This is a genomic window from Marinomonas piezotolerans (genome assembly GCF_003362755.1).
GTDB lineage: Bacteria > Pseudomonadota > Gammaproteobacteria > Pseudomonadales > Marinomonadaceae > Marinomonas > Marinomonas piezotolerans.
Genome location: NZ_QKRA01000002.1, coordinates 17,970 through 42,661, shown reverse-complemented (window position 1 = coordinate 42,661; position 24,692 = coordinate 17,970). Strand labels below are relative to the sequence as shown.

At 47.2% G+C, this 24,692-nt stretch carries 22 protein-coding genes and 1 riboswitch; of the genes, 6 read left to right on the top strand and 16 right to left on the bottom strand.

Annotated elements, in window-relative coordinates; translation table 11 throughout:
* Positions 1-8: 8 nt before the first annotated feature.
* The 10 genes from DN730_RS04155 to DN730_RS04110 all read right to left on the bottom strand — a co-directional run bounded on the left by DN730_RS04155 (position 9) and on the right by DN730_RS04110 (position 10,765).
* Complete coding sequence (locus DN730_RS04155) at positions 9-572, bottom strand: TMEM165/GDT1 family protein (protein ID WP_115466856.1); 564 nt, start codon at positions 570-572, stop codon at positions 9-11.
* Between the two features lie 7 nt (positions 573-579).
* Positions 580-766, bottom strand: a riboswitch (yybP-ykoY riboswitch).
* 84 nt (positions 767-850) lie between these two features.
* Positions 851-2,437, bottom strand: a complete 1,587-nt coding sequence (locus DN730_RS04150; RefSeq protein ID WP_115466855.1) for a BCCT family transporter — start codon at positions 2,435-2,437, stop codon at positions 851-853.
* 326 nt (positions 2,438-2,763) lie between these two features.
* Complete coding sequence (gene hemW, locus DN730_RS04145; RefSeq protein WP_115466854.1) at positions 2,764-3,933, bottom strand: radical SAM family heme chaperone HemW; 1,170 nt, start codon at positions 3,931-3,933, stop codon at positions 2,764-2,766.
* Positions 3,930-4,538, bottom strand: a complete 609-nt coding sequence (gene rdgB / locus DN730_RS04140) for an RdgB/HAM1 family non-canonical purine NTP pyrophosphatase (RefSeq protein ID WP_115466853.1) — start codon at positions 4,536-4,538, stop codon at positions 3,930-3,932. The genes hemW and rdgB overlap by 4 nt, the downstream gene beginning before the upstream one ends.
* An 8-nt stretch (positions 4,539-4,546) precedes the next feature.
* Entirely contained in the window at positions 4,547-4,981 is a 435-nt protein-coding gene (locus DN730_RS04135; RefSeq protein ID WP_158541173.1) for a DUF4426 domain-containing protein, read from the bottom strand.
* 15 nt (positions 4,982-4,996) lie between these two features.
* A complete protein-coding gene (gene metW, locus DN730_RS04130; RefSeq protein ID WP_115466851.1) occupies positions 4,997-5,587 on the bottom strand; it encodes a methionine biosynthesis protein MetW in 591 nt (196 codons plus the stop codon).
* Entirely contained in the window at positions 5,588-6,748 is a 1,161-nt protein-coding gene (metX, locus tag DN730_RS04125) for a homoserine O-succinyltransferase MetX (RefSeq protein ID WP_115466850.1), read from the bottom strand.
* A gap of 149 nt (positions 6,749-6,897) precedes the next feature.
* Positions 6,898-8,781: a methyl-accepting chemotaxis protein gene (locus DN730_RS04120; RefSeq protein WP_115466849.1), complete on the bottom strand. Its 1,884-nt coding sequence runs from the start codon at positions 8,779-8,781 to the stop codon at positions 6,898-6,900.
* A 104-nt stretch (positions 8,782-8,885) separates the two neighbouring features.
* Positions 8,886-9,476 (bottom strand): 16S rRNA (guanine(966)-N(2))-methyltransferase RsmD, encoded by a 591-nt coding sequence (gene rsmD / locus DN730_RS04115; protein ID WP_115466848.1) that lies wholly within the window; start codon positions 9,474-9,476, stop codon positions 8,886-8,888.
* Positions 9,473-10,765, bottom strand: coding sequence for a hypothetical protein (locus tag DN730_RS04110; RefSeq protein ID WP_115466847.1), 1,293 nt, complete (start codon positions 10,763-10,765; stop codon positions 9,473-9,475). The genes rsmD and DN730_RS04110 overlap by 4 nt, the downstream gene beginning before the upstream one ends.
* A 169-nt stretch (positions 10,766-10,934) precedes the next feature.
* On the opposite strand from DN730_RS04110, the gene ftsY reads away from it, so the two are divergent.
* From ftsY to rpoH, 4 genes are all read left to right on the top strand, one after another.
* Positions 10,935-12,230 carry a signal recognition particle-docking protein FtsY gene (gene ftsY / locus DN730_RS04105; RefSeq protein ID WP_115466846.1) on the top strand — a complete coding sequence of 432 codons (1,296 nt, stop codon included), beginning with the start codon at positions 10,935-10,937 and terminating at the stop codon, positions 12,228-12,230.
* Positions 12,231-12,265: 35 nt separating this feature from the next.
* Entirely contained in the window at positions 12,266-12,937 is a 672-nt protein-coding gene (gene ftsE / locus DN730_RS04100; RefSeq protein WP_115466845.1) for a cell division ATP-binding protein FtsE, read from the top strand.
* A complete protein-coding gene (ftsX, locus tag DN730_RS04095) occupies positions 12,937-13,953 on the top strand; it encodes a permease-like cell division protein FtsX (protein ID WP_115466844.1) in 1,017 nt (338 codons plus the stop codon). Before ftsE ends, ftsX begins: the two co-directional genes overlap by 1 nt.
* 128 nt (positions 13,954-14,081) lie before the next feature.
* Positions 14,082-14,948 (top strand): RNA polymerase sigma factor RpoH, encoded by an 867-nt coding sequence (gene rpoH, locus DN730_RS04090; protein WP_115466843.1) that lies wholly within the window; start codon positions 14,082-14,084, stop codon positions 14,946-14,948.
* 100 nt (positions 14,949-15,048) lie between these two features.
* Here the strand turns inward: rpoH and DN730_RS04085 are convergent, their stop codons facing one another.
* From DN730_RS04085 to metK, 6 genes are all read right to left on the bottom strand, one after another.
* Positions 15,049-15,912 carry an energy transducer TonB gene (locus DN730_RS04085; RefSeq protein ID WP_115466842.1) on the bottom strand — a complete coding sequence of 288 codons (864 nt, stop codon included), beginning with the start codon at positions 15,910-15,912 and terminating at the stop codon, positions 15,049-15,051.
* A 5-nt stretch (positions 15,913-15,917) separates the two neighbouring features.
* Entirely contained in the window at positions 15,918-16,871 is a 954-nt protein-coding gene (gshB, locus tag DN730_RS04080; protein WP_115466841.1) for a glutathione synthase, read from the bottom strand.
* 119 nt (positions 16,872-16,990) lie between these two features.
* Positions 16,991-17,599 (bottom strand): OmpA family protein, encoded by a 609-nt coding sequence (locus DN730_RS04075; protein ID WP_115466840.1) that lies wholly within the window; start codon positions 17,597-17,599, stop codon positions 16,991-16,993.
* Entirely contained in the window at positions 17,593-19,119 is a 1,527-nt protein-coding gene (locus DN730_RS04070; RefSeq protein ID WP_115466839.1) for a TolC family outer membrane protein, read from the bottom strand. The genes DN730_RS04075 and DN730_RS04070 overlap by 7 nt, the downstream gene beginning before the upstream one ends.
* 134 nt (positions 19,120-19,253) lie before the next feature.
* Complete coding sequence (locus DN730_RS04065; protein WP_115466838.1) at positions 19,254-19,985, bottom strand: 16S rRNA (uracil(1498)-N(3))-methyltransferase; 732 nt, start codon at positions 19,983-19,985, stop codon at positions 19,254-19,256.
* 51 nt (positions 19,986-20,036) lie between these two features.
* A complete protein-coding gene (gene metK, locus DN730_RS04060; RefSeq protein ID WP_115466837.1) occupies positions 20,037-21,200 on the bottom strand; it encodes a methionine adenosyltransferase in 1,164 nt (387 codons plus the stop codon).
* A gap of 364 nt (positions 21,201-21,564) precedes the next feature.
* On the opposite strand from metK, the gene tkt reads away from it, so the two are divergent.
* Together tkt and DN730_RS04050 are read left to right on the top strand one after the other, a co-directional pair.
* Positions 21,565-23,565 carry a transketolase gene (gene tkt, locus DN730_RS04055; protein WP_115466836.1) on the top strand — a complete coding sequence of 667 codons (2,001 nt, stop codon included), beginning with the start codon at positions 21,565-21,567 and terminating at the stop codon, positions 23,563-23,565.
* Positions 23,566-23,630: 65 nt separating this feature from the next.
* Positions 23,631-24,665, top strand: a complete 1,035-nt coding sequence (locus tag DN730_RS04050; protein WP_115466835.1) for a type I glyceraldehyde-3-phosphate dehydrogenase — start codon at positions 23,631-23,633, stop codon at positions 24,663-24,665.
* Positions 24,666-24,692 lie beyond the last annotated feature (27 nt).

Genomic DNA, 24,692 nt, shown 5'->3' with positions numbered 1-24,692 from the left:
CCTCTTATTTAGACCACAGGGTAAAGCATCGCACTGATGCCTAGCACGACAAATAAAATGCAGGCGGCGATACGTGTTTTTTTCGGGTCAATCCGACTCATAATCCAATTGCCAGCGTAAACAACAGGTACATTAGCAACCAACATACCGATGGTCGAGCCTAAGGTCACTAAGTAGACGGATTGATACGAAGCACCTAACAAAACCGTCGCAATTTGCGTTTTATCACCTATCTCTGCAATAAAGAACAAAATAAACGTGGCAATGAATGCCCCTGATTTTAAAACATTGCTGTCTTCGCTGTCGTCTTTATCAGGAATTAAAATCCATAGACCAACGATTATAAAACTAGCACCAATTACCCAGTTGACCCATGAGCTAGGCATCCATTCAGCCACTTGAACGCCGAACCACGCAGAAATAAGGTGGTTAAATAAAGTGGCGGCAATAATGCCCAGTACGATCTGAAATTTTGATGAAAAACGAGCGGCAAGAAATAATGCTAGGAGTTGCGTTTTGTCGCCCATTTCAGCGAGCGCAACCGTAGAGATAGAGGTGAGTATAGCTTCCATTTATCTAGATCCAATGGTGGGCGATTAAACATAAGACAATACACCTGCGCCCACCTGAGCAAAGTGATTGTCTTAAGTCTCATCAATCCCAGCGTTGGTAACGTTGGACTTCTCTGCCATGAGCATTGAGGCTCAATTATGTTGACAGAGAATCTTCACCAAGGTGAAGAAGATTACTCCCTTAAGAAGGCTTGTATAGTAGCGAAGCTTTGTGACAAAAACAATAAAGGCGAGCTTAGCTCGCCTTTATTGTTCATTCGACACGTGTAGGTTACTACTTATTTGGTGACGAACTTGAGGTCTTGCTTCAAACCAATGAACAAACTCACACACATTACTAACATGAGCAATGTAAATGGTAAGCCAATCGTTATCGCTGCTGCCTGAATGGCGGACAGAGCATCAGAGCCACCGCCGACAAGCAAAGCAACTGCGATGATACCTTCCATGACTGCCCAGAAAATACGTTGAGACATAGGAGCATCAGTTTTACCACCCGCAGTGATGCCATCAATAACCAATGAGCCAGAGTCCGAAGAGGTTACAAAGAACACCAATACAAGAACAATGCCGACAAAGGAAATCAATGACGTTAATGGCAGTTGCTCAAACATTTGGAACATGGACAAGGATACGTCAGTAATACCACCCGCCAGCGAGCCGACACCGTTTTCGACTTGTTCGATCGCCGAACCACCAAAGATCGCCATCCAAACTAATGATACCGCTGTTGGCACGAGCAACACTGCAATAATGAATTCACGTACCGTACGACCACGAGATACGCGTGCGATAAACATGCCTACAAATGGTGACCAGCTGATCCACCAAGCCCAGTAGAATACAGTCCAACCGTGGTAGAAGGTGTCATCTTCACGACCGATCCAGTTACTAAGAGGAATAATATTTTCGACGTAGCCTAGGAAGAACGTACCGATTGCGCTGAATATTGCCCCCGTTTGCCCAACAACAACGATAAAGATCGCAAGTATCGCGGCAATGATCATGTTGATGTTAGACAGCAGTTTGACCCCACCATCTAGACCTCGAGCGACGGAGATAATTGCAACAGAGGTGACTGCGGCAATTACGACAATCTGAGTGGTGAGAGTGTTAGGGATATCGAATAAGAAATGCAGGCCACTGGTCGCTTGTTGCGCCCCGAAGCCAAGGGATGTCGCCAAACCAAAGATGGTTGCGATGACAGCTAGGATGTCAACGAAGTGACCTAGTGTGCCCCAAACTCGCTCACCGAACAGAGGGTAAAACGCAGAACGAATGGTTAGCGGAAGACCCTTATTGTAAGCAAAGAACGCGAGAGATAATGCTACCACGGCATAAATCGCCCAAGGATGAAGACCCCAGTGGAACATCGTTGCACCCATTGCCAGTTTAGCGGCCTCGGGGGTATTGGCTTCGACATTAAGCGGTGTGCCGTACCAACCTGTGTAGTAGGCAACTGGCTCTGCCACACTCCAAAACATTAGACCGATACCCATACCCGCAGCAAAGAGCATACAGAACCATGTAATCGTAGAGTGTTCCGCTTTGGCTTCGGTGCCACCTAAGCGAATCTTACCCATGGGTAACACGATGAGTAATAGACAGAATAAAACGAATAGGTTGCCGGAAATGGAGAAGAACCAGTCAAAATTATTGATGGACCAACCGCGGGCCGCCATTAGGATTTCTTTGGCATCGTTAGGGAAAATAATAGACCCTAGCACGAAGGCAAAGATAATTAAGGCGCTGGTGCCGAAAACAGGGTTATGGACATCCAATCCAAGGAACTGAACATTGTCCTGTCCGACCTTGTAGGATGTGCTGTACTCTTCCCGGCCTTTGGCCGGATCAGTCTTACTCATCTTGTATCTCCCAAAAGTATGGTTGTAACAATTGGAATAACGGCAAGCAAAAAGACGGCACACAGAGGCGTTGTCTAAAACCGCTATTCCAATTGTTGCTGTGTTTTACTCGAACGCGTCGAGTAAAATTCCTTAAAAATATGATTAAAAATCATACGTAACAGGCAAAATCCTGATTGAAACAGAAGCTCTAACGCTTCAGTAACTACATTGTTTAACACATTGTAAGTTATGGAAATTGACGGCTTTTACAAAGCTGTAAGGCCGCCGTTGAGCGCAGAATGACAGCAAACTACTTTGATGTCAAATGATTGTAAGTGTAAGGATTATTCTGACAAGAAGAGCTCTAATAATTCATTGAGGAATAATTTCCCCTTTTCAGAGGTATCTACGTATCCATTTTGCCAAGCCGTTGAGTCCAGTAATTGGCGCTTTACCGCTTCATTACATGCTGCGATTAAGCTAGTTGGCAGGGAACGGCCGCCATATTGTTTAAAATCGTTGATAGGAAACGCTTCAAATAGGCGTAAACGATTCATCATAAATTCTAGTGGTAAATCCTCGTTCGCAATTGACTCCTTGATGCAGAGCGCTTCAGGAAGGTTGTTTAAATAGTGATTAGGGTGTCGAGTCTTTCGGGTTCGAAAGATCTGGCCATCTGTTAAGGTGATTTTTCCATGAGCACCCGCTCCGATGCCGATGTAGTCGCCAAAGCGCCAGTAATTTAGATTATGCTGCGCTTCTTTTCCAAGCTTGGCATTCGCGGAAACCTCATATTGGTGATAGCCATGCTGCTCAAGTAACGCTAACCCATCGTCTTGAATATTCCACAGAGTATTGTCTTCTGGAAGCGTAGGCGGGCGTCGGTAAAACTCGGTATTGGGCTCAATGGTCAATTGATACCATGAAAGATGCTCTGGGTTCAGCTCGATGGCCAAGCGAAGATCTTCTAACGCCATGGCAACACTTTGATCAGGTAAGCCGTGCATTAAATCAAGGTTGATATTATCGAACCCTGCGTGTCGAGACTTATCCACAGCGAGGATGGCTTCTTCGCGGTTGTGGATTCTTCCTAGGGTTTTCAACAGGTTTGTCTGAAAACTCTGAATGCCAATGGATAAGCGATTAATCCCCGCCTGACAGAAATGCGCGAATTTTTCTTGCTCGAAGGTCCCTGGATTCGCTTCCATTGTGATTTCCGCATGATCCGCCCACGTTAACTTTTCGCGTAAGGCATCCATGAGTTTGTAGTAAAAATCAGCACTCATCAGGCTGGGCGTACCGCCGCCGATGAAGGCAGTTTGTATCGGGCGACCTGCGACATAGGGGAGATCGACCTCTAAGTCAGCGAGTAGTTGTTCTAGGTAGGCTTGCTCAGGAAGTTGACCTTGTTCTTCAAAACGATCTGCTTGGTGTGAGTTGAAGTCGCAGTAGGGACACTTGCGTACGCACCAAGGTACATGAATATAAAGGCTTAACGGGGGCAATGCGCTCATAAAAATAGGTTACGTGCTTTCAGGGCTTCAAACAGCTCTTTTAAAGCTTTGGCGCGGTGACTGAGTTGGTTTTTAATTTCTTTGGGTAAGCTTGCTGCACTGCAAGCAGTCTCTGGTACATAGAAAATAGGATCATAGCCAAACCCTTCTGCGCCTTCAGAGGATTCTAGGATGCGACCTTCCCAGCTGCCATGAGCAATGATCGGGGTAGGATCGTCTTTATGGCGCATGAATACTAATACACAGTGGAAACGGGCCGAGCGCTCCAACGTTGAAACGCCCGCTAACTTTTCCAATAACAAGGCATTGTTCGCATCGTTATCGCCGTGCGTACCTGCAAAGCGAGCTGAGTAGATCCCCGGTGCTCCGTTTAAGTAGTCCACTTCAATGCCTGAATCGTCTGCTAATGCTGGCATGCCTGTGTGTTCGCATGCATGGCGTGCTTTTAGGATAGCGTTCTCGACAAATGTTAGGCCGGTTTCGTCTGCTTCCTCAACGCCAAATTCGCCTTGCGGTTTGACGTCTATGTTTAGAACTTGGAAAAGTGTATTGAATTCTTTGATTTTGCCTGAGTTGTTACTCGCAAGAACGATGGTTTGACTCATTTCGTTACCTATTTATCCACATAAAAGTGGCGTTGAAAGTTGACCGTCATAGGGGCTGCATTGGCATTGGGGCGTGCATGGACTTGAAATTTTAGGATCTCGTCATCGGTTTTTGTAAATGCGGCGATGTAGTACACCGCATCACCTTCATCGATGGTTTTAAACGATAGCGGGACTATTTGCCCTAGTAAGTTGGTTACCGTTCCTGTGACAATCATTCTCTGTGATTGGGGCAGTTGGCCTGCGGCTTGTGTTGTGACTGCTACGTTGAGCAGGGCTTGTCCTTTGCTGCGCGTAAACCCATATTGATTCGCAATGTCTGGTGTTAAAAAAGCAGACTCAAAGGTGTTGTAGTGCACTTGGTATGCGCCGAATGACTGCACTTGGTCTGCTACAGCATGACTTCCCCAGAGTAACCACAATACCGTCCAGAGCTTTTTCACTGATATACCTCGTACTTAACGACTGACATGGAAGATGGCGGTCTCGCTGAACAGATTAGGCATCATTCGAGTCCACCAATGATTACGTAATTGTCCGTCAACAGCGGCCCAGCGCAGCACTTTTAAGTCTTTTTGCTGACATAGATCGCGAAAATCGCTGAATGTACAAAAGTGAATGTTAGGAGTGTCGTACCAGTTGTAAGGTAAAAATTCAGAAACTGGCATATGACCTTTTACGCCAAGGTGAATTCGGTTTCGCCAGTGCCCGAAATTTGGAAAGGTGATGATGGCTTCTTTGCCTATACGCAGCATCTCGTCTAGCAATAAATCAGGGCGCCGAAATTGCTGTAACGCGTGCGCCATCACAACGACATCAAAGCTTTGTAAGTCGAAATTTTCGAGTCCAGCGTCAATGTCTTGCTCTAATACAGGAATGCCTCTTTCGATGCATAGATTGATGTTATCCGCATCGATCTCAAGACCATACCCCGTCGTATTTTTATGCTCTGCGAGGTGGTCCAGTAGGTCACCATTGCCGCACCCAAGATCCAGAACACGAGAATTCGGCGCAATCCAATCGCTGATTAATTCCAGGTCAGCACGCATTTATACAGTCTCCTTTGGTGGCAGGCGTTTGGCAATGCGACCAAGGAACCCTCGTAGAGCAGCCATGTAACGCGGAATCGGGAATAGAAAAGCATCGTGGCCTTCAATCGAATCAATCTTAGTGTAGGTGACGTGTTTTCCTGAACGGATCAATGCATCGACAATTTCTTCACTGCGAGCAGGGGAAAAGCGCCAATCTGTCGTGAACGATACTAATAAAAACTCACATTGGGCTTGTTTCAGAACTTTGGCTAAGTCACCACGCTCCCTTGCCGCGGGATCAAAGTAATCGAGTGCTTTGGTCATTAACATATAAGTGTTGGCATCAAAGCGACGTGAGAAAGCTTCACCTTGGTATCGTAGGTAACTTTCAACCTCGAACTCTATCTCGTAGTTGTATTGATACTCATCGTGGCGCATCTGACGACCGAATTTATTGCCCATTGAATCGTCGGACAAATACGTGATGTGTCCGAGCATGCGCGCCAGCCCTAAGCCGTTTTCTGGCACTGACTCGTTGTCTAGATAATGTCCATCAAAAAATGCCGGATCGCGGCGTATTGACTGACGGGCCACTTCGTTAAAAGCAATGTTTTGGGTCGATAGCTTTGGTGCTGACGCAATGATTGCCGCTGCTTTCAAACGGTCTGGATAGCGTACGCTCCACTCCAGTGCCTGCATCCCTCCTAAGCTGCCTCCGACGATAGCGGCAAACGTCTTGATACCAAAACGGTCGGCTAATCGTGCTTGTGATTCGACCCAGTCTTCTACCGTGACAAATGGGAATGCAGCCCCCCATGCCTTGCCTGTGGCAGGATTGATGGTGGTCGGGCCAGTACTGCCGTTACAACCGCCTAAGTTATTGAGGCTAATAACAAAGAATGTATTGGTATCAATTGGTTTGCCTGGGCCGATGGCACTGTCCCACCACCCTGGCTTGCGATCTTCCATCGTGTGGTACCCTGCGGCATGATGATTACCACTGAGTGCGTGACAGATTAAAATTGCATTACTGGCATCCGCATTCAGCTCACCGTATGTCTCATAGACAAGCTGATAGTTAGGCAGAGTTTGGCCACAAGAAAGCGTCAGAGGATCGTCGAATTGAGCCACTTGCGGCGTAACGAGCCCTACTGAATCGGCAGGAATGGTGTCCGGCATAAGTTGTGCGTTTCCTGATGATTTAAAAACGAAAGCACCGCTAAAGATACACGGTTGATGGAATCGAGACAGTCTAGCGTCTGCGGTAGTTTGCATCAAGAGAGGGCGGTGAAAAGCCGACCTGAGCCATCGTAGGTCAGCTTTTCCGATTATAAGGTGAAGACACGTGTCTTATCGGCTAATGCTTGCGCCATTTTGTGAATCTGTTGGGCACTGTCGACAATTTGCTCAATGGACTGTGTGTCATCCCCGAGTTGTTTGGCTATTTGCTCCATTTCTGAGCTCATGCCAACGGCGGTATTCGCGACATCTTGAATCGCGGTCGCCATACTATCTGAAGAGTGTGCGCTGGTTTGTGCATTGGCTTCGATAATACGAATGGCATCTTCTGCTTGGCCACCATTTTGTTCAATGATCTGTAGACGTTCCTTACCCTGTTCCATGGAACTGATGGCCGTTTGTGTCGACGATTGAATCGAACTAACGATCTCAGTTATGCGAGAGGTTGCGTCAACGGTTTTTTCAGCTAAGGCTCGAACTTCATCTGCCACGACAGAGAATCCACGCCCTGCTTCTCCTGCGCGAGCGGCTTCTATGGCTGCATTGAGAGCGAGTAAGTTGGTTTGATTGGCTAAGTCGTTGATCATTCCAATGACATTATCAATGTCAGTAGAGGATCGCCCAAGTTCATCTAACTGTTGGCTGGTTAAATTAACCGCTTCCACCGTCCCTTTTAAGTTATCCAGTACAACGCGGATAGTGTCGGCACCGGCCTTAGCTGACTCATAGGTTTCACTCGAGTGCTCTCGCAATTCATTGGTGGTTGAAGATAGCTGTGTAATGCGATGGGAGATGTCTTCTGTTGCCCCAGCAAGTGAATGGGTGCGTTGGTTGACGGAGCGGTTGTTGTCGGCGATGTTGTTGATTGCACTGTTTAGTCCGTTAATCATCTGACTGACATTGGACGTGGTGCCGACCACTTCAGAAAGTACGTTACCTAAGCCACTGGTCATTTCATTTAACGAAGTGCTGAGTGCATCAAATTCATCGTTACGTTTCGTATTAATGCGGGCTTTGGCGGTCATATCACCGTCTTTGACTTTGGTTAAATCGGCAACGATTCGCATTAAGGTGTTACGGGCACTGCGGCCAATACTCAGCATTAAGATAATGGATACGATCGACACCAATACGCTGACGCTGATTAAGGTGATTAAGGACTGTTGGGATTGCTCGTTAGCGTATTGTTCCGCTTGTTGTAGGTACTTGGCAAGGAGCGCGCTTAGTACTTCTTGACGTTCGCCGAATGCCACTTTCTCGTCTGTGAAGCGTTGCTCTGCGTCTTGCAGGGCTTTGTATGCATCGCCATAGCTGAGTATGGTGTTGTGATATTTTTCAGCCACGACACCAATGGTGTCTTTAAAACCAAAGTTTTCTACTCGTATCATAAAACGCTTAAAGCTTGCGTTTAAGCTTTCTAATATGTCTGGGCGCGGCTCGGCTAAGTAGCTACCCTCTGCTTGACGGACGTTTACGAATTCTCGTTTTAATAGGTTTAGCTTTTCGATGGCTTTTGATACGTCGTCGCCGAGCGCTACAATGTCACTTTTTAAGCCTGATTGGCTATCGAATCCAATGATGCTGCGCTGATAGGCCAGATCTAATAGAGCGTTGCTATAAGATTGGAGCGTCGTTTGTGATGCCACAAGCGCTTCTTTCAGGTCTGGTCGCGCTGCATGGCTGATTTCATCCTCAAGGCGAGATAAATCTTCGTCTTTCTCTTGAGTCAAGGTTTGGCTGTAGGCCTCGTAAGTAGCATCGTTTAAGCTACGCAGCTGATCCGCGGCCTCCAGAATGCCTAAACTCATTTTGTCTACTGTCGTTTGAATCTGTCCAAACCGCTGTAGCTGAGCATTAGAGGTTTGTTGTGACTGCATGCCGTCGATTGCAACGACTGTCACTAAGGCAAAGCCAATGACCGCACAGATAAGAAGACAGACTAACTTAGCACGGAAAGATAAATTGTTGAGCATACTGCAGCCCTCAGAAAAAATGTAAAACCCAAACTAGGGGGATGCTGGGGGCATGCAATTATGGTGCAAACTTTCTATATTGGTCGGATTCTAATGAATGTCTGTTATTGAAAGCGATAAAGAGAGAACGTAAGCTGTCCTGCTACTTTTTCTTTTTCTAAGGTCCAGTTTTCCGGTATGCAGTCGAGCGGGTTTTCACTTTCTCTCTCTATATAGATGTAGCCTTGCGGCTTTACCCACCCTTCTGCCAATCTAGGAATAACTTTTTCTAATAGCCCTTTACGAAACGGAGGGTCTAAGAAGAGGACATCATAGGCTTTGGCGGGCTGATTCAGAAAAACGTTGGCGTCGCTATGTACGACATCCGCATGGCTGGCATTAAGCGTTGCGAGATTGTGTTTGATCTGTTGTGCAACGGAGCGATTAAGCTCTACAAAGGTGCAATGTTTTGCTCCCCGAGAAAGCGACTCTAATCCGAGTGCTCCTGAACCACAAAATAGATCTAAGCATTCAGCTCCGGGAATACTGAAACTCAACCAGTTGAAAACAGTTTCTCGAACGCGGTCGGTTGTTGGACGAAGTCCTTCTACATCTGGAATCGGTAATTGGCGCGAGCGCCACTCGCCGCCAATGATGCGTAGCTTGGAGCCGCCGCGTGTTTTAGCTGGGTGGCGTTTTGTGACGGGCTTTTTCATGGTCTAACCTGAACTTCTTGTCTAGAGGAGGAGATAACTAACGTATCGACACGCTGTTGGTATTGTTCCATTGTAAAAGAGTTGGCGGCATCACTGTAGTGTTCAATAAAGGACTCCAGTGTCAAGTCGCTGTCTGGGTGTGTGATTCGCGTACCAATGTCCGCCCACCAACTGGGGGTGCGTGTCAGCGTTTCTAATTGTTGTACTAACGTCGCTTTTAATGCGCTGAAGCGATCGCTGTCGTTGTAGCTGGATAATGAACTGGGGGCGCTCCAGCTAGAGAGAGGCAGCGTTGATACAGAGGCGTCTTGTTGTAGGTCGGTTGGGATTTGTAGCTTCCAATTAGCGTAAGAAAGCTGGCTGCCAAAGTGCAACTTCCATTGAGCTATTTGACTGCCTAATTGGTCTTTCTGTGCTTGCAGCATATCACGGGCCCATATTTGCAGAGTGAGCCAATCTTCAACGCTCGTTAGCGACGTGAGTCCAACGGCGCCATAGATGGCGGTCAGATCCCCTGATCCGACGGAAGATGTTGACGGTGCATCGCTCAGTTGCCAAGACTGGGTTTGTCGGGCAGGTTTTAGCTGAGAGGTTAATATCGTCAGTCCTTTGGCCATAGCTTTTTGTGCTTCGTCATTCATCGATCCAGAGATCATGATATGAGAAACATGGTGACGCATCTGAGTTAAATACTGGGTTAGGTCCGCTACAGACAGTGCGGGAGGGGGGGCATCTGAAAATGGTTGGTCCTTGAGCGTAAGGAGTTGATGTTGCAGTTGGGTCTCTGCGAGGTCTGATGCCTGTTGTCGTTGCCACGTAGACAGCGGTGTTTGCTTAAAGTGAGCTTGGTTAAGCCAGGTGTTGAGTATTCTTAAAGCCGGGGCGATATATTGCGGTTGGCTGCTTAACGAGATATTCAGGACTTGCTTTTGGTAGTCATGAAAACTGTCAACACTGGCCGCTACGGATACCAGTCGTTGGTTGATTGTCGCTGTACTAAGGGGCAGGCTAGGGCCCATGAGCATTCCGAGTGTGGTTGCAACAAGGTCTGGCTGGCGGGTGTTAGCTTGGAAAACAAAGGATAACGACAATTTATCGCTGCCTGACCAGTCGTCCTGAGTGACCCAATAGACCGGTATGCCAGATTCAGTCTGCCAAGTTTCTAGTTGTGGTTTAGGCAGGTCGGCACTGGGTGCAGTGAGATTGAGCAGCCAAATCGCTAACGTGCTCGCAAAGATTATTACAGCCAATACGGGACGGCTAAACAAGGGTTTGTTGCTGTTAAACATAGCGATGTTGCGTCGTTAAAAGATGAAGCATGCATTTTTCCATGAAAGTGGGGCTTTTTGCCAATCGGAATGATGCTAAAATCATCATTTTTAACGCATCAACACCTAATTTTAGAGTGTTTGCCGCCGCCTACTTGCCCTATGTTGGGATGAATTTAGAGAGATGTGAATGGAATTTGTAAACCAGATTATCGCTTACTTAACACCTTACTTCGGTGAATATGCTCGCTTTGCACCGATTGCGCTAGGTATCGTTTTGGCTCTCTTTGCCTTGTTGATAAAACGCTCGGTTATGAAGGGCATGCGGTCCAAAGAAAAGGTAAAAGATGAGACCAGTGGCGTCTCAGCTGAAGGTACCACGGATCACGTAGATTCCCATCCAGAAGAGCGAACGAGCCTCGAAGAGGTTGAAGCGGTTGAGGAGAGTATTGCAGAACCTGAAATCGTAGAGGCACTTGCTGATAAAGTGGAGGAAGCGCCGGAGGAAAAAGCTTCTAAGCAATCACCCCCAGAGCCTGCTGCTCAGGCTGCTCCTGAGCCCGTACTGTCATGGTCTCAGCGCATTAAAGCGGGGCTTGCTCGTACGCGTAATGGCTTTGGTGCTGGATTATCGTCCATCGTAATGGGCAGCAAGAAAATAGACGATGACCTTCTAGAAGAGTTGGAATCACAGCTGCTTATGGCGGATGTTGGCATGGAGGCGACACAATCCTTAATTTCCACCTTGACCGAAAAGATGAATCGCAAAGAATTGAAAGACGGCAGTGCGGTCTTGAAGACTCTGAAAGGCGAGCTGAACGACATCTTAGTTAACACAGAACAAGTGTTGGACCCGACTAAGTCCGACGGCCCATTTGTTATTTTGATGGTAGGCGTTAATGGTGTTGGTAAAACGACGACAATCGGGAAATTAGCCAAGAAATATCAAGCCGATGGCAAAAGCGTTATGTTAGCGGCGGGGGACACCTTCCGTGCGGCGGCGGTTGAGCAGCTACAAGTCTGGGGTGAGCGTAACAACGTACCTGTCGTTGCCCAACACACAGGTGCAGATTCCGCTTCGGTCATTTACGATGCCATCGAATCTGCCAAAGCTCGTGGGGTCGATGTCGTTATCGCCGATACCGCTGGGCGTCTCCAGAATAAAGCGAATCTAATGAACGAGCTGGAAAAAGTCGTTCGAGTGATGAAAAAGCTAGATGTCGAAGCGCCTCATGAAGTGATGCTCGTTCTAGATGCAGGCACAGGGCAGAATGCGCTTAGCCAAGCTAAGTTATTCACCGAAGCGGTTGGTGTGTCTGGCATAACCCTAACAAAACTCGATGGTACGGCGAAAGGCGGCATTATTTTCGCGATCGCGAAGCAGTTTGGGCTGCCGATTCGATACATTGGCGTGGGTGAGCAAGTGGACGATCTACGTCCGTTTAAATCCCAAGAATTTGTTGACGCATTATTCGATAGTGAGTAAGAGTTAACAGCGTACACTCAAAATGGGAAGTCTGTGTGGAAATTGAGTTTCAGCAAGTAGGCAAGAAGTACGAAAGTGGCCAAGAAGCTTTGTCGCAGGTGAGTTTTCATTTGCGTCAAGGAGAGATGGCCTTTTTAACCGGTCATTCAGGGGCGGGTAAAAGTACTCTTATGAAACTCATCATGATGATTGAGCGGCAGAGCTACGGCAAAATCCTAGTGGATAATGTTGATCTTCGTACTTTAGGGAAGGCCGCTATTCCGTTCCATCGTCGTCGCGTAGGCGTCGTGTTTCAGAATCACCAGCTGTTATTTGACCGCAGTGTTTTTCATAACGTTGCGTTGCCTCTGCAAGTCAGTGGTGCCGATGATAGTCAAGTCGGTAAGCGCGTCAGGGCGGCGCTTGATAAAGTGGGTCTCCTAGGCAAAGAGAAACTGAACCCTATGGCGCTGTCGGGCGGTGAACAGCAGCGTATCGGTATCGCGCGAGCGGTTGTAAATAAGCCTCAGCTGCTATTAGCTGATGAGCCAACGGGTAACCTAGACCCACGTTTGTCCGCTGAAATTATGAATTTATTTCAGGAATTTAACCGAGTGGGTGTCACGGTATTGATTGCGAGTCATGACTTAGCGCTTGTGGCCCGAATGCGTCACCGCGTACTGACGTTAAATCAAGGTCGTATGGTGAACGATGGGGGATTCTCATAATGGCTAAGCCAACGCCTCCTTCACGGCGTGGTGCAACCCGTCAACAGCCCGCTGGGGGGCGCAAGAATCCATGGATAGGTGCGGAGCGATTTAGCCTCAGTGCATATCTACGTAGTCACCAAGCTGTTTTAATGGAGAGCTTTTCGCGACTACTCGGATATCCGTTAGCGAGCCTGATGACGGTATTTGTGATCGCGATTTCACTTTCGTTACCCGGCGGGATGTTTGTTCTGCTAAAAAACGTGCAGTCGATTACTGATCGTTGGGAGCAGCAGTCGGTTATTACCTTGTATTTGTTTCCCGCGCAAGAAGATACCGAAGCGTTAGCACTCTCGCATCAGCTATCTGGACGAGCAGATGTCGCAAGCGTTGAATACATATCAAAGGAAGAGGGGTTGCGCTATTTTGAGCAATCCAGTGGCTACGAACAAATCATGTCGGCATTGCCTGAGAACCCCCTGCCGATCGTGCTTAATGTGATTCCTAAAGCGTCAGTTGATCTAGAAACACTTCCTGAATTGCAATCATTACGAGACCAGTTACAAGGCTTACCTCAGGTGGAGTACGCGGAATTGGATGCGGAGTGGTTACAACGGTTGGCAACAATTTTGAATTTTGGTCAGCGTTTTGTTTATGCCATTTCAGCGTTGTTGGTCATGGCGGTGCTGCTGATCGTGGGAAATACCATTCGCACAGCCGTTGAGAGTCGAAGGGATGAGGTGCTGGTGATGAAGCTTGTCGGTGCGACTAACAGCTATATTCGACGCCCGTTTTTGTATATGGGATTTTGGTTTGGGGTGATTGGCGGTGTTATCGCTGCAATATGTATCCTGTCATTAACTTGGTGGGTCAGCTCTCCTGCACAGCGCTTGGTCGAGTTGTACCAAGCAGGCTTTGAACTGCAAAGTTTTAATGCAGGTGAAATTATAATGTGTTTAACTATTAGCGCTCTGATTGGCGTGATTGGCTCTTGGTTGGCTGTAAGCCGCCATATTAGAGATATAGAGCTACAATGATTGTGGAAGAATAGTCGGCGGTAGATTTACGGATACCCCTTAATTCTCCACATTTGTGGCACATAATGCGTGAACATTGTTGCTAAGATGTGGTCATACTCAGGTGAACACTAAGAGGTAAAATAGAAATGGGTAAAGCTCTCCAGCCAATAGATATGATGACACCAGGTCAAAACCTTGAGTCATACATGCAAGGCGTTAGTACCATTCCAATTTTGTCAGTGGAAGAAGAACATGAACTAGCGGAACGGCTTTATTATCAAGGCGATCTTGAAGCGGCACGTTCGTTGGTTATGTCTCACCTCCGATTCGTTGTGCATATTGCGAAAAGTTATTCCGGCTACGGATTGAATCAGGGTGATTTAATCCAAGAGGGTAACGTAGGCCTAATGAAGGCCGTAAAACGATTTAACCCTGAAGTGGGTGTACGCCTAGTATCCTTTGCTGTTCATTGGATTAAAGCTGAAATCCATGAGTTTATTCTAAAAAACTGGCGAATTGTGAAAGTCGCTACGACCAAAGCCCAGCGTAAAATGTTTTTTAACTTGCGTAGTGCTAAAAAGTCACTGACTTGGTTGAGTAATTCGGAAGTTGAGTCTGTTGCTGAAGATCTTGGTGTTACGCCTGACGTCGTGCGCCAGATGGAAGGACGTATGAGCTCCTCTGATATGGCATTTGACGCTTTTTACGATGACGATGATGACAGTGCTTACCAAGCGCCTGCTAATTTCTTAGAAGATGCGCGTTACGATCCAGCGACGATGCTAGAACATGGTAACTGGGAAGCAGATTCTAACCGTCGTTTAGAAGATGCGATGTCAGATTTGGATGATCGAAGCCGAGATATATTGGTTCGCCGCTGGTTAAACGAGCACAAGGCAACCTTACACGATTTGGCAGCTGAATACGGCGTTTCGGCGGAGCGCATTCGTCAATTAGAAAAGAACGCGATGAAGAAAATCCGTGCAGCAATGGGTGAAGCAGAGTTTCACTAGCCGTCGACCGGTCAAACAGTATACTAAAGCCCTCCAATGTGAGGGCTTTTTTGTGTTTGGTTTTTGACAGAGGTTCATTGTGATTTAGGTGTAGTCTCTATCACTGACTGCGCAAACGGTTACCTGGAACAAACTGCCAGGTTCGAATGATTTCTAGCTGATCTACTTCTTTTTTTAGTTCAGTGGGAAATGCATCAAATGGCTCGGCAAGTCTTACGATGCGCATGGCTGCGTCATCCAATACTCGGAACCCTGATGAATGAAGAACTTCTATGTCTTTTACGTAGCCATTAGGGGAAAGTGACACTGCGAGCCTTAATTGCCCATAAAGCCGGCGCTGCCTAGCTTCGGATGGGTAATGAATATTACCAACTCGTTCGATCTTTCGGCGCCAATCATCCAAGTACTTTGCATCAATAGCAGATTTAGCGGAGACGGAAGTGAGGCGACGAATGCGGGGGCGTTTCGCATAGGCTTGGCGTTGCTGATCGAGTAAGGCCTCTAATGTCGCAATATCAGAAGATAAGCGACTTGGAACCTGCGTTTCGCCAAGAAACTGCTCTTCCAGAGTTTTATTTTGTTGTTCTGGCTCCTCAAGTACACGGAAGACATCAGACTGGTTGTTGCTGGATATTAATCGCTGGTCCTCGACAGGCTCCGCAGATGCGAGCTGAGGTTGGACTGGCGGTGTGATTTCTTGAATTTGGTCAGCGCGAAATTGTGCTGTCTCTGTTGTTGTCAATTTCTGCTTTTGTAGCTCTGTACCGCTGGCCTGCTGATTGGCTTGGGCGATGAAATCTGCTTCTTTCGGTGCGGCTGATTTGTGTTGTACCAGAGTAACTTCTAATGTTTTTCTAGGCGTTGTTTGTGACGAAAAAAAGTCGAAATTAACCAGTGTTATTGCCATTAGGTGAATGCTAATGGCAATAAACAGAGTGATAGAAAATCGATCGGCCGCACGCATTGGAATCAGTTGCCTTTTAGGCGTACCTCAATGGCATCCATGAGAGTCATGGCGATATTTAGTCCAAATTGATTGTCCAGTTCGCGTACGCACGTTGGGCTGGTGACGTTGATTTCGGTTAGATAGTCGCCGATGACGTCTAGACCTACAAACATTAGGTCTTTTTCTTTGAGAGTTGGAATCACTTGGTCACAGATCCAACGCTCACGATCCGTTAGCGGTCTACCTTCCCCGCGACCACCGGCGGCTAGATTGCCACGTGTCTCACCCGTTGCCGGGATTCGAGATAAGCCATACGGTATAGGTTTGCCGTCAACGATCAGAATACGTTTGTCACCGTCTTTGATCTCGGGAATAAACTTTTGCGCCATAATTTGCTCTGTACCCATATTTGTCAGCGTCTCGATAATGACGCTGACATTCGGATCATCTTCTTTAACTCGGAAGATAGAGCTGCCGCCCATACCGTCAAGCGGTTTGAGGATGACATCTTTATGCTCTTTATGGAATGCTCGAAGCAAGTCTGGACGACGTGTTACTAGGACTTCAGGACAACATTGCGGAAATTGTGTCGCAAAGAGCTTTTCATTACATTCAAGTAGCGCATTGGGGTTATTCACGACTAATGCACCGTCGCGCTGTGCCTGTGCCAAGATCATAGTGCTGTACATAAATTCGCCGTCAAAAGGCGGATCTTTGCGCATGAGCACAACATCTAGGTCTCCCATGGCGATATCGGATTCATCTCCGAGTTCATAAAAACGCTCAGGATCCTTAAATACCGTTAAAGGCTTAGTTTTAGCGAAAGCTTTACCATTATTTAGGTAAAGGTCTTTCTGTTCCATATAGTATAGCGACCAGCCTTTATCAGCCGCCGCCCAAAGCATGGCTAAGGAGGTATCTTTTTTATAGGTAATAGACTCAATTGGGTCCATTACAATGCCAAGTTTAATGGTCATCTGAATGTTTTTCCTGTTGTCGCTTTTGCTTAAAGAGAAAAGCCTAAGTTTAATGCGGATGGTATAGCAGTATAAGGATTCAGCGAAGGAAAAATAAGGGGAGAAGCCTTTAAAAAGTATTAGCGCATGTCATCAACGCTGTAGATCGTCCAACGTTCGACATCGCGGACAGCGTTGGCAAAGACTTCAGCTACAACGCGGCGGTTACGAGCTTGGCCTGCTTTGGTGTCATTGCTGGCAATTGGGCGTGTTTCGCCGTAACCAACAGCTTCAACGCGTCGTTTTGCAATTTTGAAGTTATTAATTAGAACTTCGGCGATCGCATTGGCGCGGTTTTGCGATAAAGCTAGGTTGTATTCATCATTACCGACACTGTCAGTATGGCCTTCAATCACGACACTGCTACCAGGTTGTGAACGAAGAAAGTCTGCTACTTTTTTGATTTCAGAAAAGTAGCGTGATTTGACGTCATATTTACCCGAATCAAAAAGAACGTTCATTTCGACGGACAATAGTTTGGTCGTAATTTCATGGCAACCATTATTATCCACACGCGCTCTAGGTGGCGTGTCCGGACACTTATCACGGACATTGATGACGCCGTCTTGATCATCGTCGGATAATTGTTTTTTTGTTACATTGGGATTAAACAATGATTCTGCATGGAGCGTCGTACCGACACTCCATAAACACAGAAATGTAACGATAACATATTGCCAATTTACCAACTTCCGCCTTCCTCGGTCGCATCCAAAAATAGACTCTCGTCATCAGGGCTGCTTGGCGTCGCTGAATCATTGGATGGGGTGGCCGTATTACTGGAGTTAGGAACGCTAGCGTCAGGCGCTTTGTTCTCAACAGATGTCTCGGCTTTTTTGAGCTCGTCAATCGCCGATTCTCCCTTGAGCGGTTCTTCGTCATCATCAAAGGCGTTTTTGAATCCTAATACTGTTGGGCGGTAGATTCGGAACGCCCGCATGAGCTCGCCTTTTGCATTAAATAGGCGGAATTCAGAGAATAGCTCATCATAATCGGCGTTTACGTAGTCTTGGCGGGCAGTAAATAGCTCATTCTCACTGTCTAGTACGTCAAGTAGTGTGCGTCGCCCTAAGCGGAACTGCTTCTCGTATGCTAACTGCGATTCTTTTGTCGCTATAACATATTCTCGTAAGTATTCTTTTGACCCCAATGACGCCTCGTACGCCGACCATGCTAAACGAACAGAAAGTTCAGTTTCTCGCACGGTATTTCGCTGTACTTCAGACGCTTGAACATTTTGTTGTACAGCAACTTCTTTGCGTCGTTTGTCGGTGTCACCACTGTAAATGTTGTAAGTCAGACGAAACATCGCAGTTAGGTCTTCGGAAGGACCTTCGTTACCATCAAGGTTATTGTTGAAGGTGCGCTCCATGATGAAGTTGAGCTCGGGGTACTTATTAGAATCGGTAGCATTCTTAAAGCTTTCTGTTGCTTTTACGTCCCAGCGCGCGCCTTCAATGGCGGGGTTGTATTTCATAGCTTGGGAAATAGCGTCGTCTAAAGACGTCGGAATGAGGTCCCGATCCGGTACCGGGTAAATCATTTCCTCTGGCGGTAATTCACCGACAACGTTTTTATATGTTGCTTCAGCATCTCGCAGGTTATTAATGGCGGATAAGCGATTAGCATTGGCTTTGGCCAATCGCGCAGTGATCTGACTGAGATCGGATTGTCGTCCAACTCCCGCATCACTTTTAAGCTTTATTTGTTCATAAATTCGAGCGTGCGTTTCTCGGTTCATGTCCGCCAAGTCGACCAACTCGCGAAAACGTAAAACGTCTGCATAGGCCTCTGCTACACTGAGAGCGGTATTCTCGACTGCAATAAGAGCTTGCCAGCGGTCGGCTTCCGTTTCTTCCGCTAAGCGTTGGGCGTCGTATTTTGACATAAACCCATCAAAGATTGGCTGAGTCAGACTTAATGATAGCTCCCTCCGAGTGAGACCTACGTCTTCGCCCGTATCGTTGTAATCATAGGTGGTCTCATGGCCCAGTCCTGCTGATAGGTCTATGGATGGGTATAAACCACCTCTCCTTGATATTTCAGTGTTTTCGACGCCTTCTCGGTACTTAGCCAAAGCTTGACGTACAGTTGGACTGTTTTCAATGGCGATGTAAGTTGCCTCTTCTAACGTTATCGCCAGTGCTGGCATCGTATAAAACGAAGTGGCTAACGTTAAGCCGTATACCAGTCTTTTAAATCGAATCATGAACTCGTCCACCCAATAAATATGCTTCCATCCCCCATCCTAAGGTAAAAGCGTGGTTTGTGTGTAGGGATCGTGTTAACCAATCTTTACTTTTACGGCCTATCTACGTGATTCACATGTAATTTTTTGTAACTCTACAAATCCCCCCACAGTAAATTAATGGCTGTGAGCGCAACAATGGGTGCCGTTTCTGTGCGTAAAACGCGGGGACCAAGGGCGATTGAGTGAAAACCGACCTCATGCGCTTGGGTCACTTCGTTATCTGTTAATCCACCTTCTGGCCCTATCAGTAAAGCGATATCCTTTGTTTCGGGAGCGGTGAAGCGGCTCAAAGGCTGTGCACTATGGTGATGTAACGTGAATTTTAAGGATTCTTTACACCTTGGTACCCAATCCGAGAGATTCGTTGGCATACATATCTCAGGGACAACGCCTCGGCCACATTGTTCCGCGGCACTAATAGCAACCTGCTGCCAATGCTGTACTCTCTTCTCCATGCGTGCATCGTTTAAGCGTACTTCGCAGCGCTCACTGAATAGCGGCTGTATTTTGAAAACGCCTGACTCAACCGCTTTTTGAATGGCATAGTCCATTCGTTCGCCGCGTGAAATAGATTGTCCGATAGTAATGCGAAGAGGTGATTCGTTGTGCAAATCTTCAAATTGCTCGATGTGTACTTGAGCGCTTCGCTTTTGGACATTAGTAAGGTAGCCGTGATACTGCCCACCGTGTCCGTTAAATAAGACAACGGGGTTATCGGTTTTCAATCGCAACACCTTACAGCAATGCTGGAACGCTCCATCAGGTAAATCAAACGTGGCGTTTTCCGCAAGGGGAAGGTCGACAAAAATTCGTGGAATGCGCATAAATAAGAAAGCCCTCTATTGAGAGGGCTTTTATAACGGAAATTGTAGGAATTATAAACCAGCAGCGTTACGCAACGTGTCGGCTTTGTCTGTGCGTTCCCATGTGAAGTTCTCTCCTTCACGACCAAAGTGGCCATATGCCGCTGTAGGCAAGTAAATAGGGCGTTTCAGATCTAGCATCTTAATAAGACCAGCAGGGCGCAGTTCGAAGTGCTCACGTACAAGCTGTGAGATAAGCTCATCGCTTACTTTACCCGTGCCGAACGTATTAATACTGATCGACGTTGGTTCTGCGACACCGATGGCATAAGACACTTGGATCTCACACTTGTCGGCAAGGCCTGCAGCCACGATGTTTTTCGCCACGTAGCGCCCAGCGTAAGCCGCTGAACGGTCTACTTTAGATGGGTCTTTGCCGGAGAATGCACCGCCACCGTGACGTGCCATGCCGCCGTAAGTGTCGACAATGATTTTACGGCCAGTTAAACCACAATCACCCACAGGTCCACCAATGATGAATTGGCCAGTAGGGTTGATGAAGAACTTAGTGTCTTTCGATAACCACTCTTCAGGAAGAACGGGTTTGATGATTTCTTCCATTACTGCTTCACGAAGATCAGCTTGTTTCACACTCGCGCTGTGCTGTGTCGACAGTACCACGGCATCGATTGCGCAAGGCTTGCCGTTTTCATCGTAGCGGAAGGTGACTTGGCTTTTTGCATCTGGGCGTAGGAATTCTAACGTGCCGTTCTTGCGTACTTCGGCTTGGCGTTGAACCAAGCGATGGGCATAGGTGATTGGGGCAGGCATTAGAACATCCGTTTCATTGGTTGCGAAACCAAACATCAGGCCTTGGTCCCCTGCACCCAGTTCTTTTTCGTTGGCTTCGTCTACACCGACCGCGATGTCGGCAGACTGTTTACCAATTGCGTTCAGGACAGCGCATGATTCCCAGTCAAAGCCCATGTCGGAGCTGTTGTAGCCGATCTCACGGATGACGCCACGAGCGATATCCTCGATGTCTACCCAAGCGTTAGTGCGAACTTCACCAGCGACTAACACCATGCCCGTTTTGACAAGAGTTTCACAAGCAACGCGCGCTTCTGGATCTTCTTTGATAATCGCATCCAAGATCGCATCGGATACTTGGTCTGCAACTTTATCTGGGTGGCCTTCAGAAACGGATTCTGAGGTAAATAATGAATACTCTGACATGTTTGAGCCTCTAAAAATTGGATTAAAGGGCGCCAAACAGGCATAAAAAAAACCCGCTTAGCTGAGTAAGGAGCTAAACAGGCGTGTCATGCTTCTGTTTAGCTGATTTTATATAGCGTCCGCAAGCCGAAACAAATCGACGCTGTGGCGCAAATAATGGACTAGGTGCGCTCAAAATTCAAGCAAGGAGGTGCTTTTAGGCGGGAGTTTCTGATGCTTTTTTGTTATGCTCTTGCTCATCTTTGTGCAATTTCATTTTCTTTGCTTAATTATAGAGCAGAACGCTCTGAGCGCCGTTGCATGCTTAACAGATAGCATGGAAAATGAAATCACATTTTGTACATTAATCAGGAGTGGATGATCAATGCCGTCTCGTAAACAACTTGCTAATGCTATACGCGTACTGAGTATGGACGCGGTTCAAAAAGCAAAATCTGGACACCCAGGCGCGCCAATGGGCATGGCTGACATTGCAGAAGTGCTTTGGAATGACTTTTTAAAACATAATCCGAGCAATTCTAGTTGGGTGGATCGTGACCGTTTTATTTTATCAAACGGTCACGGCTCTATGTTGATCTATTCTCTGTTGCACCTTTCTGGCTATAACTTGCCAATGGAAGAGCTTAAACAATTCCGTCAGCTACACTCAAAAACTCCTGGTCATCCTGAGTATGGTTACACAGATGGTGTTGAAACGACGACGGGCCCTTTGGGTGCAGGTATCAGTAACGCGGTAGGTATGGCCATTGCGGAGAAAACACTTGCTGCACAATTTAACCGCGAAGGTCACACGGTCGTTGATCACAACACATACTGCTTCCTTGGCGATGGCTGTATGATGGAAGGTATCTCACACGAAGCATGTTCGTTGGCAGGTACTCTTGGGCTAGGTAAGTTGGTCGCATTTTGGGATGACAACGGTATTTCTATCGATGGTCATGTTGAAGGTTGGTTTACAGATAACACACCTAAGCGTTTTGAGTCATACGGCTGGCACGTGATTGCCGACGTAGATGGGCACAATCCTGAAGCGATCAAAGCGGCCATTGAAGCGGCTAAAGCTGAGACATCGAAGCCGACGTTGATTTGTTGTAAAACCGTTATCGGTTTTGGCTCGCCAAACAAATCGGGTTCACATGATTGCCACGGCGCACCATTAGGTGATGAAGAAATTGCCGCAGCACGTGAATTCTTAGGTTGGTCTCACGCTCCGTTTGAAATTCCAGCGGACGTATATGAAGGTTGGGATGCCAAATCAAAAGGTGCTGCAGCGCAATCAGCATGGGAAGCGAAATTTGAAGCTTACCAAGCAGCCTACCCAGAGCTTGCCGCTGAGTTTGATCGTCGCGTTGTAAAAGGCGAGCTTCCTGCTGATTTTGCCGAAAAAGCTGCAGCTTACATTAAAGAGTGTCAAGAAAAAGGCGAGAGCATTGCGAGCCGTAAAGCATCACAAAACGCTATTGGTACTTTTGGTGCAATGTTACCAGAATTGCTGGGCGGTTCTGCTGACCTTGCTGGCTCGAACTTAACGCTTTGGTCGGGTTCGAAAGGCATTCAAGACGATCCTGCCGGTAACTACATCTACTACGGTGTGCGTGAATTCGGTATGAGCGGTATTATGAATGGTGTATCTCTACACGGTGGTTTCATCAACTACGGCGCGACTTTCATGATGTTTATGGAATACGCCCGTAACGCAGTGCGTATGTCAGCATTGATGGGCATTCAAAATATCTTCGTATACACCCATGACTCAATTGGTCAAGGTGAAGATGGTCCGACACACCAGCCAGTTGAACAGCTTGCTAACTTGCGTATGACGCCAAATATGTCGGTCTGGCGCCCAGCTGATGCAACAGAAACAGCAGTTGCTTGGTCTGCGGGTATTCAGCGCCGTACTGGTCCGACGTCTCTTGTGTTTAGTCGTCAAGGTTTGCCTGCATTGTCTCGTACGGATGCGCAAGTCGCAGATATCGCCAAAGGTGGTTACGTGCTGTCTGATTCTGAAGGTACGCCTGAGCTGATCCTAATTGCGACGGGTTCTGAAGTGTCCTTGGCGCTAGAGTCTGCCAAAGCATTGACTGAAAAAGGTACCAAGGTTCGTGTCGTGTCGATGCCATCAACGGATGTCTTTGATGCACAAGACGCAGCTTACCAGGAGTCTGTATTACCAAGCAGCGTGACAAAACGTGTTGCGGTTGAAGCAGCACATGTTGATTACTGGTACAAGTACGTTGGTTTCGGTGGCGCAATGGTAGGGATGCGTACCTTTGGTGAATCTGCACCAGGTGGTGACCTGATGAAACATTTCGGCTTCACTGTCGAAAATGTCGTTGCGACAGCAGAAAAACTGCTAGACGCCTAATGACTTTGCAATGAAAGAGGAGCGCAAGCTCCTCTTTTTTGTTGGAAGAGTGTGATAAGAGAACTATGTTGCGAATAGCAATTAATGGCTATGGCCGTATTGGTCGATCTGTCCTGCGTGCAATTTATGAAAATGGTTATCAAGACCGTTTGCATGTTGTTGCAATCAATGAGTTGTCGGATATTGAAACGATTAGTTATCTAACTCGTTACGATACCACTCACGGCCGTTTTCCAAAGCCAGTGTCAATTGAAGGTCAAAACTTAATAATCGGTGATGATAAAATTCAATGCTTCAACTCAGAGTCACCGGAAGAGCTCGACTGGCCGAGTCTTAATGTCGACTTGGTGTTGGAGTGTTCAGGCATGTTTGCTGAACGTGAGCAAATTCAGCGCTTTCTCAATGCCGGTGCACCACGCATATTGCTGTCTCAGCCCGCATCTGCGGACGTCGACGCGACGATTGTATTTGGGTTTAACCATGAACGGAGTATGGCTGCCGATCAAACGATTGTCTCGGCAGCTTCTTGCACGACTAACTGTGTTATCCCTGTATTGGATACTTTGCAAGAGTTGGCGGGAGTCGAGCATGGAGCGACGCAAACGATCCATTCGGCAATGAATGACCAACCGATTATCGATGCTTATCACACCAAAGATTTACGACTTACGCGTTCTGCAATGAGTTCGATAATTCCTGTGAATACCGGACTTGATCGAGGCATTGCGCGTCTGATGCCTGAGCTTTCTGGTAAAATTAGTTCTAATGCAGTGCGGGTTCCGACGATTAATGTGTCGCTTATTGATATGGTGATACGGACTAATCATCCGGTAACGGCAGAGCAAGTCAATCAAGCGTTGCAAGGGGCCGCTGCATCTAAGTATGCAGGTCTCTTGGGTTATACTCAGGAAGCGCATGCGTCGGTTGACTTTAATCATGACCCGCGCTCAGTCATTATTGATGGCACTCAGACCCAAGTAGTCGATGGTCGTCTGGTGAAGCTTCTGTGTTGGTTTGATAATGAATGGGGATATGCGAATCGCATGTTAGATGTGGCATGCTATTGGCAACAACAATTGGAAAACAGTGCTGAGCACTGACGATTTAATAACGACGAGGAATCGTGC

Coding starts and splice junctions, on each gene's coding strand:
- DN730_RS04155 (WP_115466856.1), bottom strand. CDS start 572: ATGGAAGCTATACTCACCTCTATCTCTACGGTTGCGCTCGCTGAAATG.
- DN730_RS04150 (WP_115466855.1), bottom strand. CDS start 2,437: ATGAGTAAGACTGATCCGGCCAAAGGCCGGGAAGAGTACAGCACATCC.
- hemW (WP_115466854.1), bottom strand. CDS start 3,933: ATGAGCGCATTGCCCCCGTTAAGCCTTTATATTCATGTACCTTGGTGC.
- rdgB (WP_115466853.1), bottom strand. CDS start 4,538: ATGAGTCAAACCATCGTTCTTGCGAGTAACAACTCAGGCAAAATCAAA.
- metW (WP_115466851.1), bottom strand. CDS start 5,587: ATGCGTGCTGACCTGGAATTAATCAGCGATTGGATTGCGCCGAATTCT.
- metX (WP_115466850.1), bottom strand. CDS start 6,748: ATGCCGGACACCATTCCTGCCGATTCAGTAGGGCTCGTTACGCCGCAA.
- DN730_RS04120 (WP_115466849.1), bottom strand. CDS start 8,781: ATGCTCAACAATTTATCTTTCCGTGCTAAGTTAGTCTGTCTTCTTATC.
- rsmD (WP_115466848.1), bottom strand. CDS start 9,476: ATGAAAAAGCCCGTCACAAAACGCCACCCAGCTAAAACACGCGGCGGC.
- DN730_RS04110 (WP_115466847.1), bottom strand. CDS start 10,765: ATGTTTAACAGCAACAAACCCTTGTTTAGCCGTCCCGTATTGGCTGTA.
- ftsY (WP_115466846.1), top strand. CDS start 10,935: ATGGAATTTGTAAACCAGATTATCGCTTACTTAACACCTTACTTCGGT.
- ftsX (WP_115466844.1), top strand. CDS start 12,937: ATGGCTAAGCCAACGCCTCCTTCACGGCGTGGTGCAACCCGTCAACAG.
- rpoH (WP_115466843.1), top strand. CDS start 14,082: ATGGGTAAAGCTCTCCAGCCAATAGATATGATGACACCAGGTCAAAAC.
- DN730_RS04085 (WP_115466842.1), bottom strand. CDS start 15,912: ATGCGTGCGGCCGATCGATTTTCTATCACTCTGTTTATTGCCATTAGC.
- gshB (WP_115466841.1), bottom strand. CDS start 16,871: ATGACCATTAAACTTGGCATTGTAATGGACCCAATTGAGTCTATTACC.
- DN730_RS04070 (WP_115466839.1), bottom strand. CDS start 19,119: ATGATTCGATTTAAAAGACTGGTATACGGCTTAACGTTAGCCACTTCG.
- DN730_RS04065 (WP_115466838.1), bottom strand. CDS start 19,985: ATGCGCATTCCACGAATTTTTGTCGACCTTCCCCTTGCGGAAAACGCC.
- metK (WP_115466837.1), bottom strand. CDS start 21,200: ATGTCAGAGTATTCATTATTTACCTCAGAATCCGTTTCTGAAGGCCAC.
- tkt (WP_115466836.1), top strand. CDS start 21,565: ATGCCGTCTCGTAAACAACTTGCTAATGCTATACGCGTACTGAGTATG.
- DN730_RS04050 (WP_115466835.1), top strand. CDS start 23,631: ATGTTGCGAATAGCAATTAATGGCTATGGCCGTATTGGTCGATCTGTC.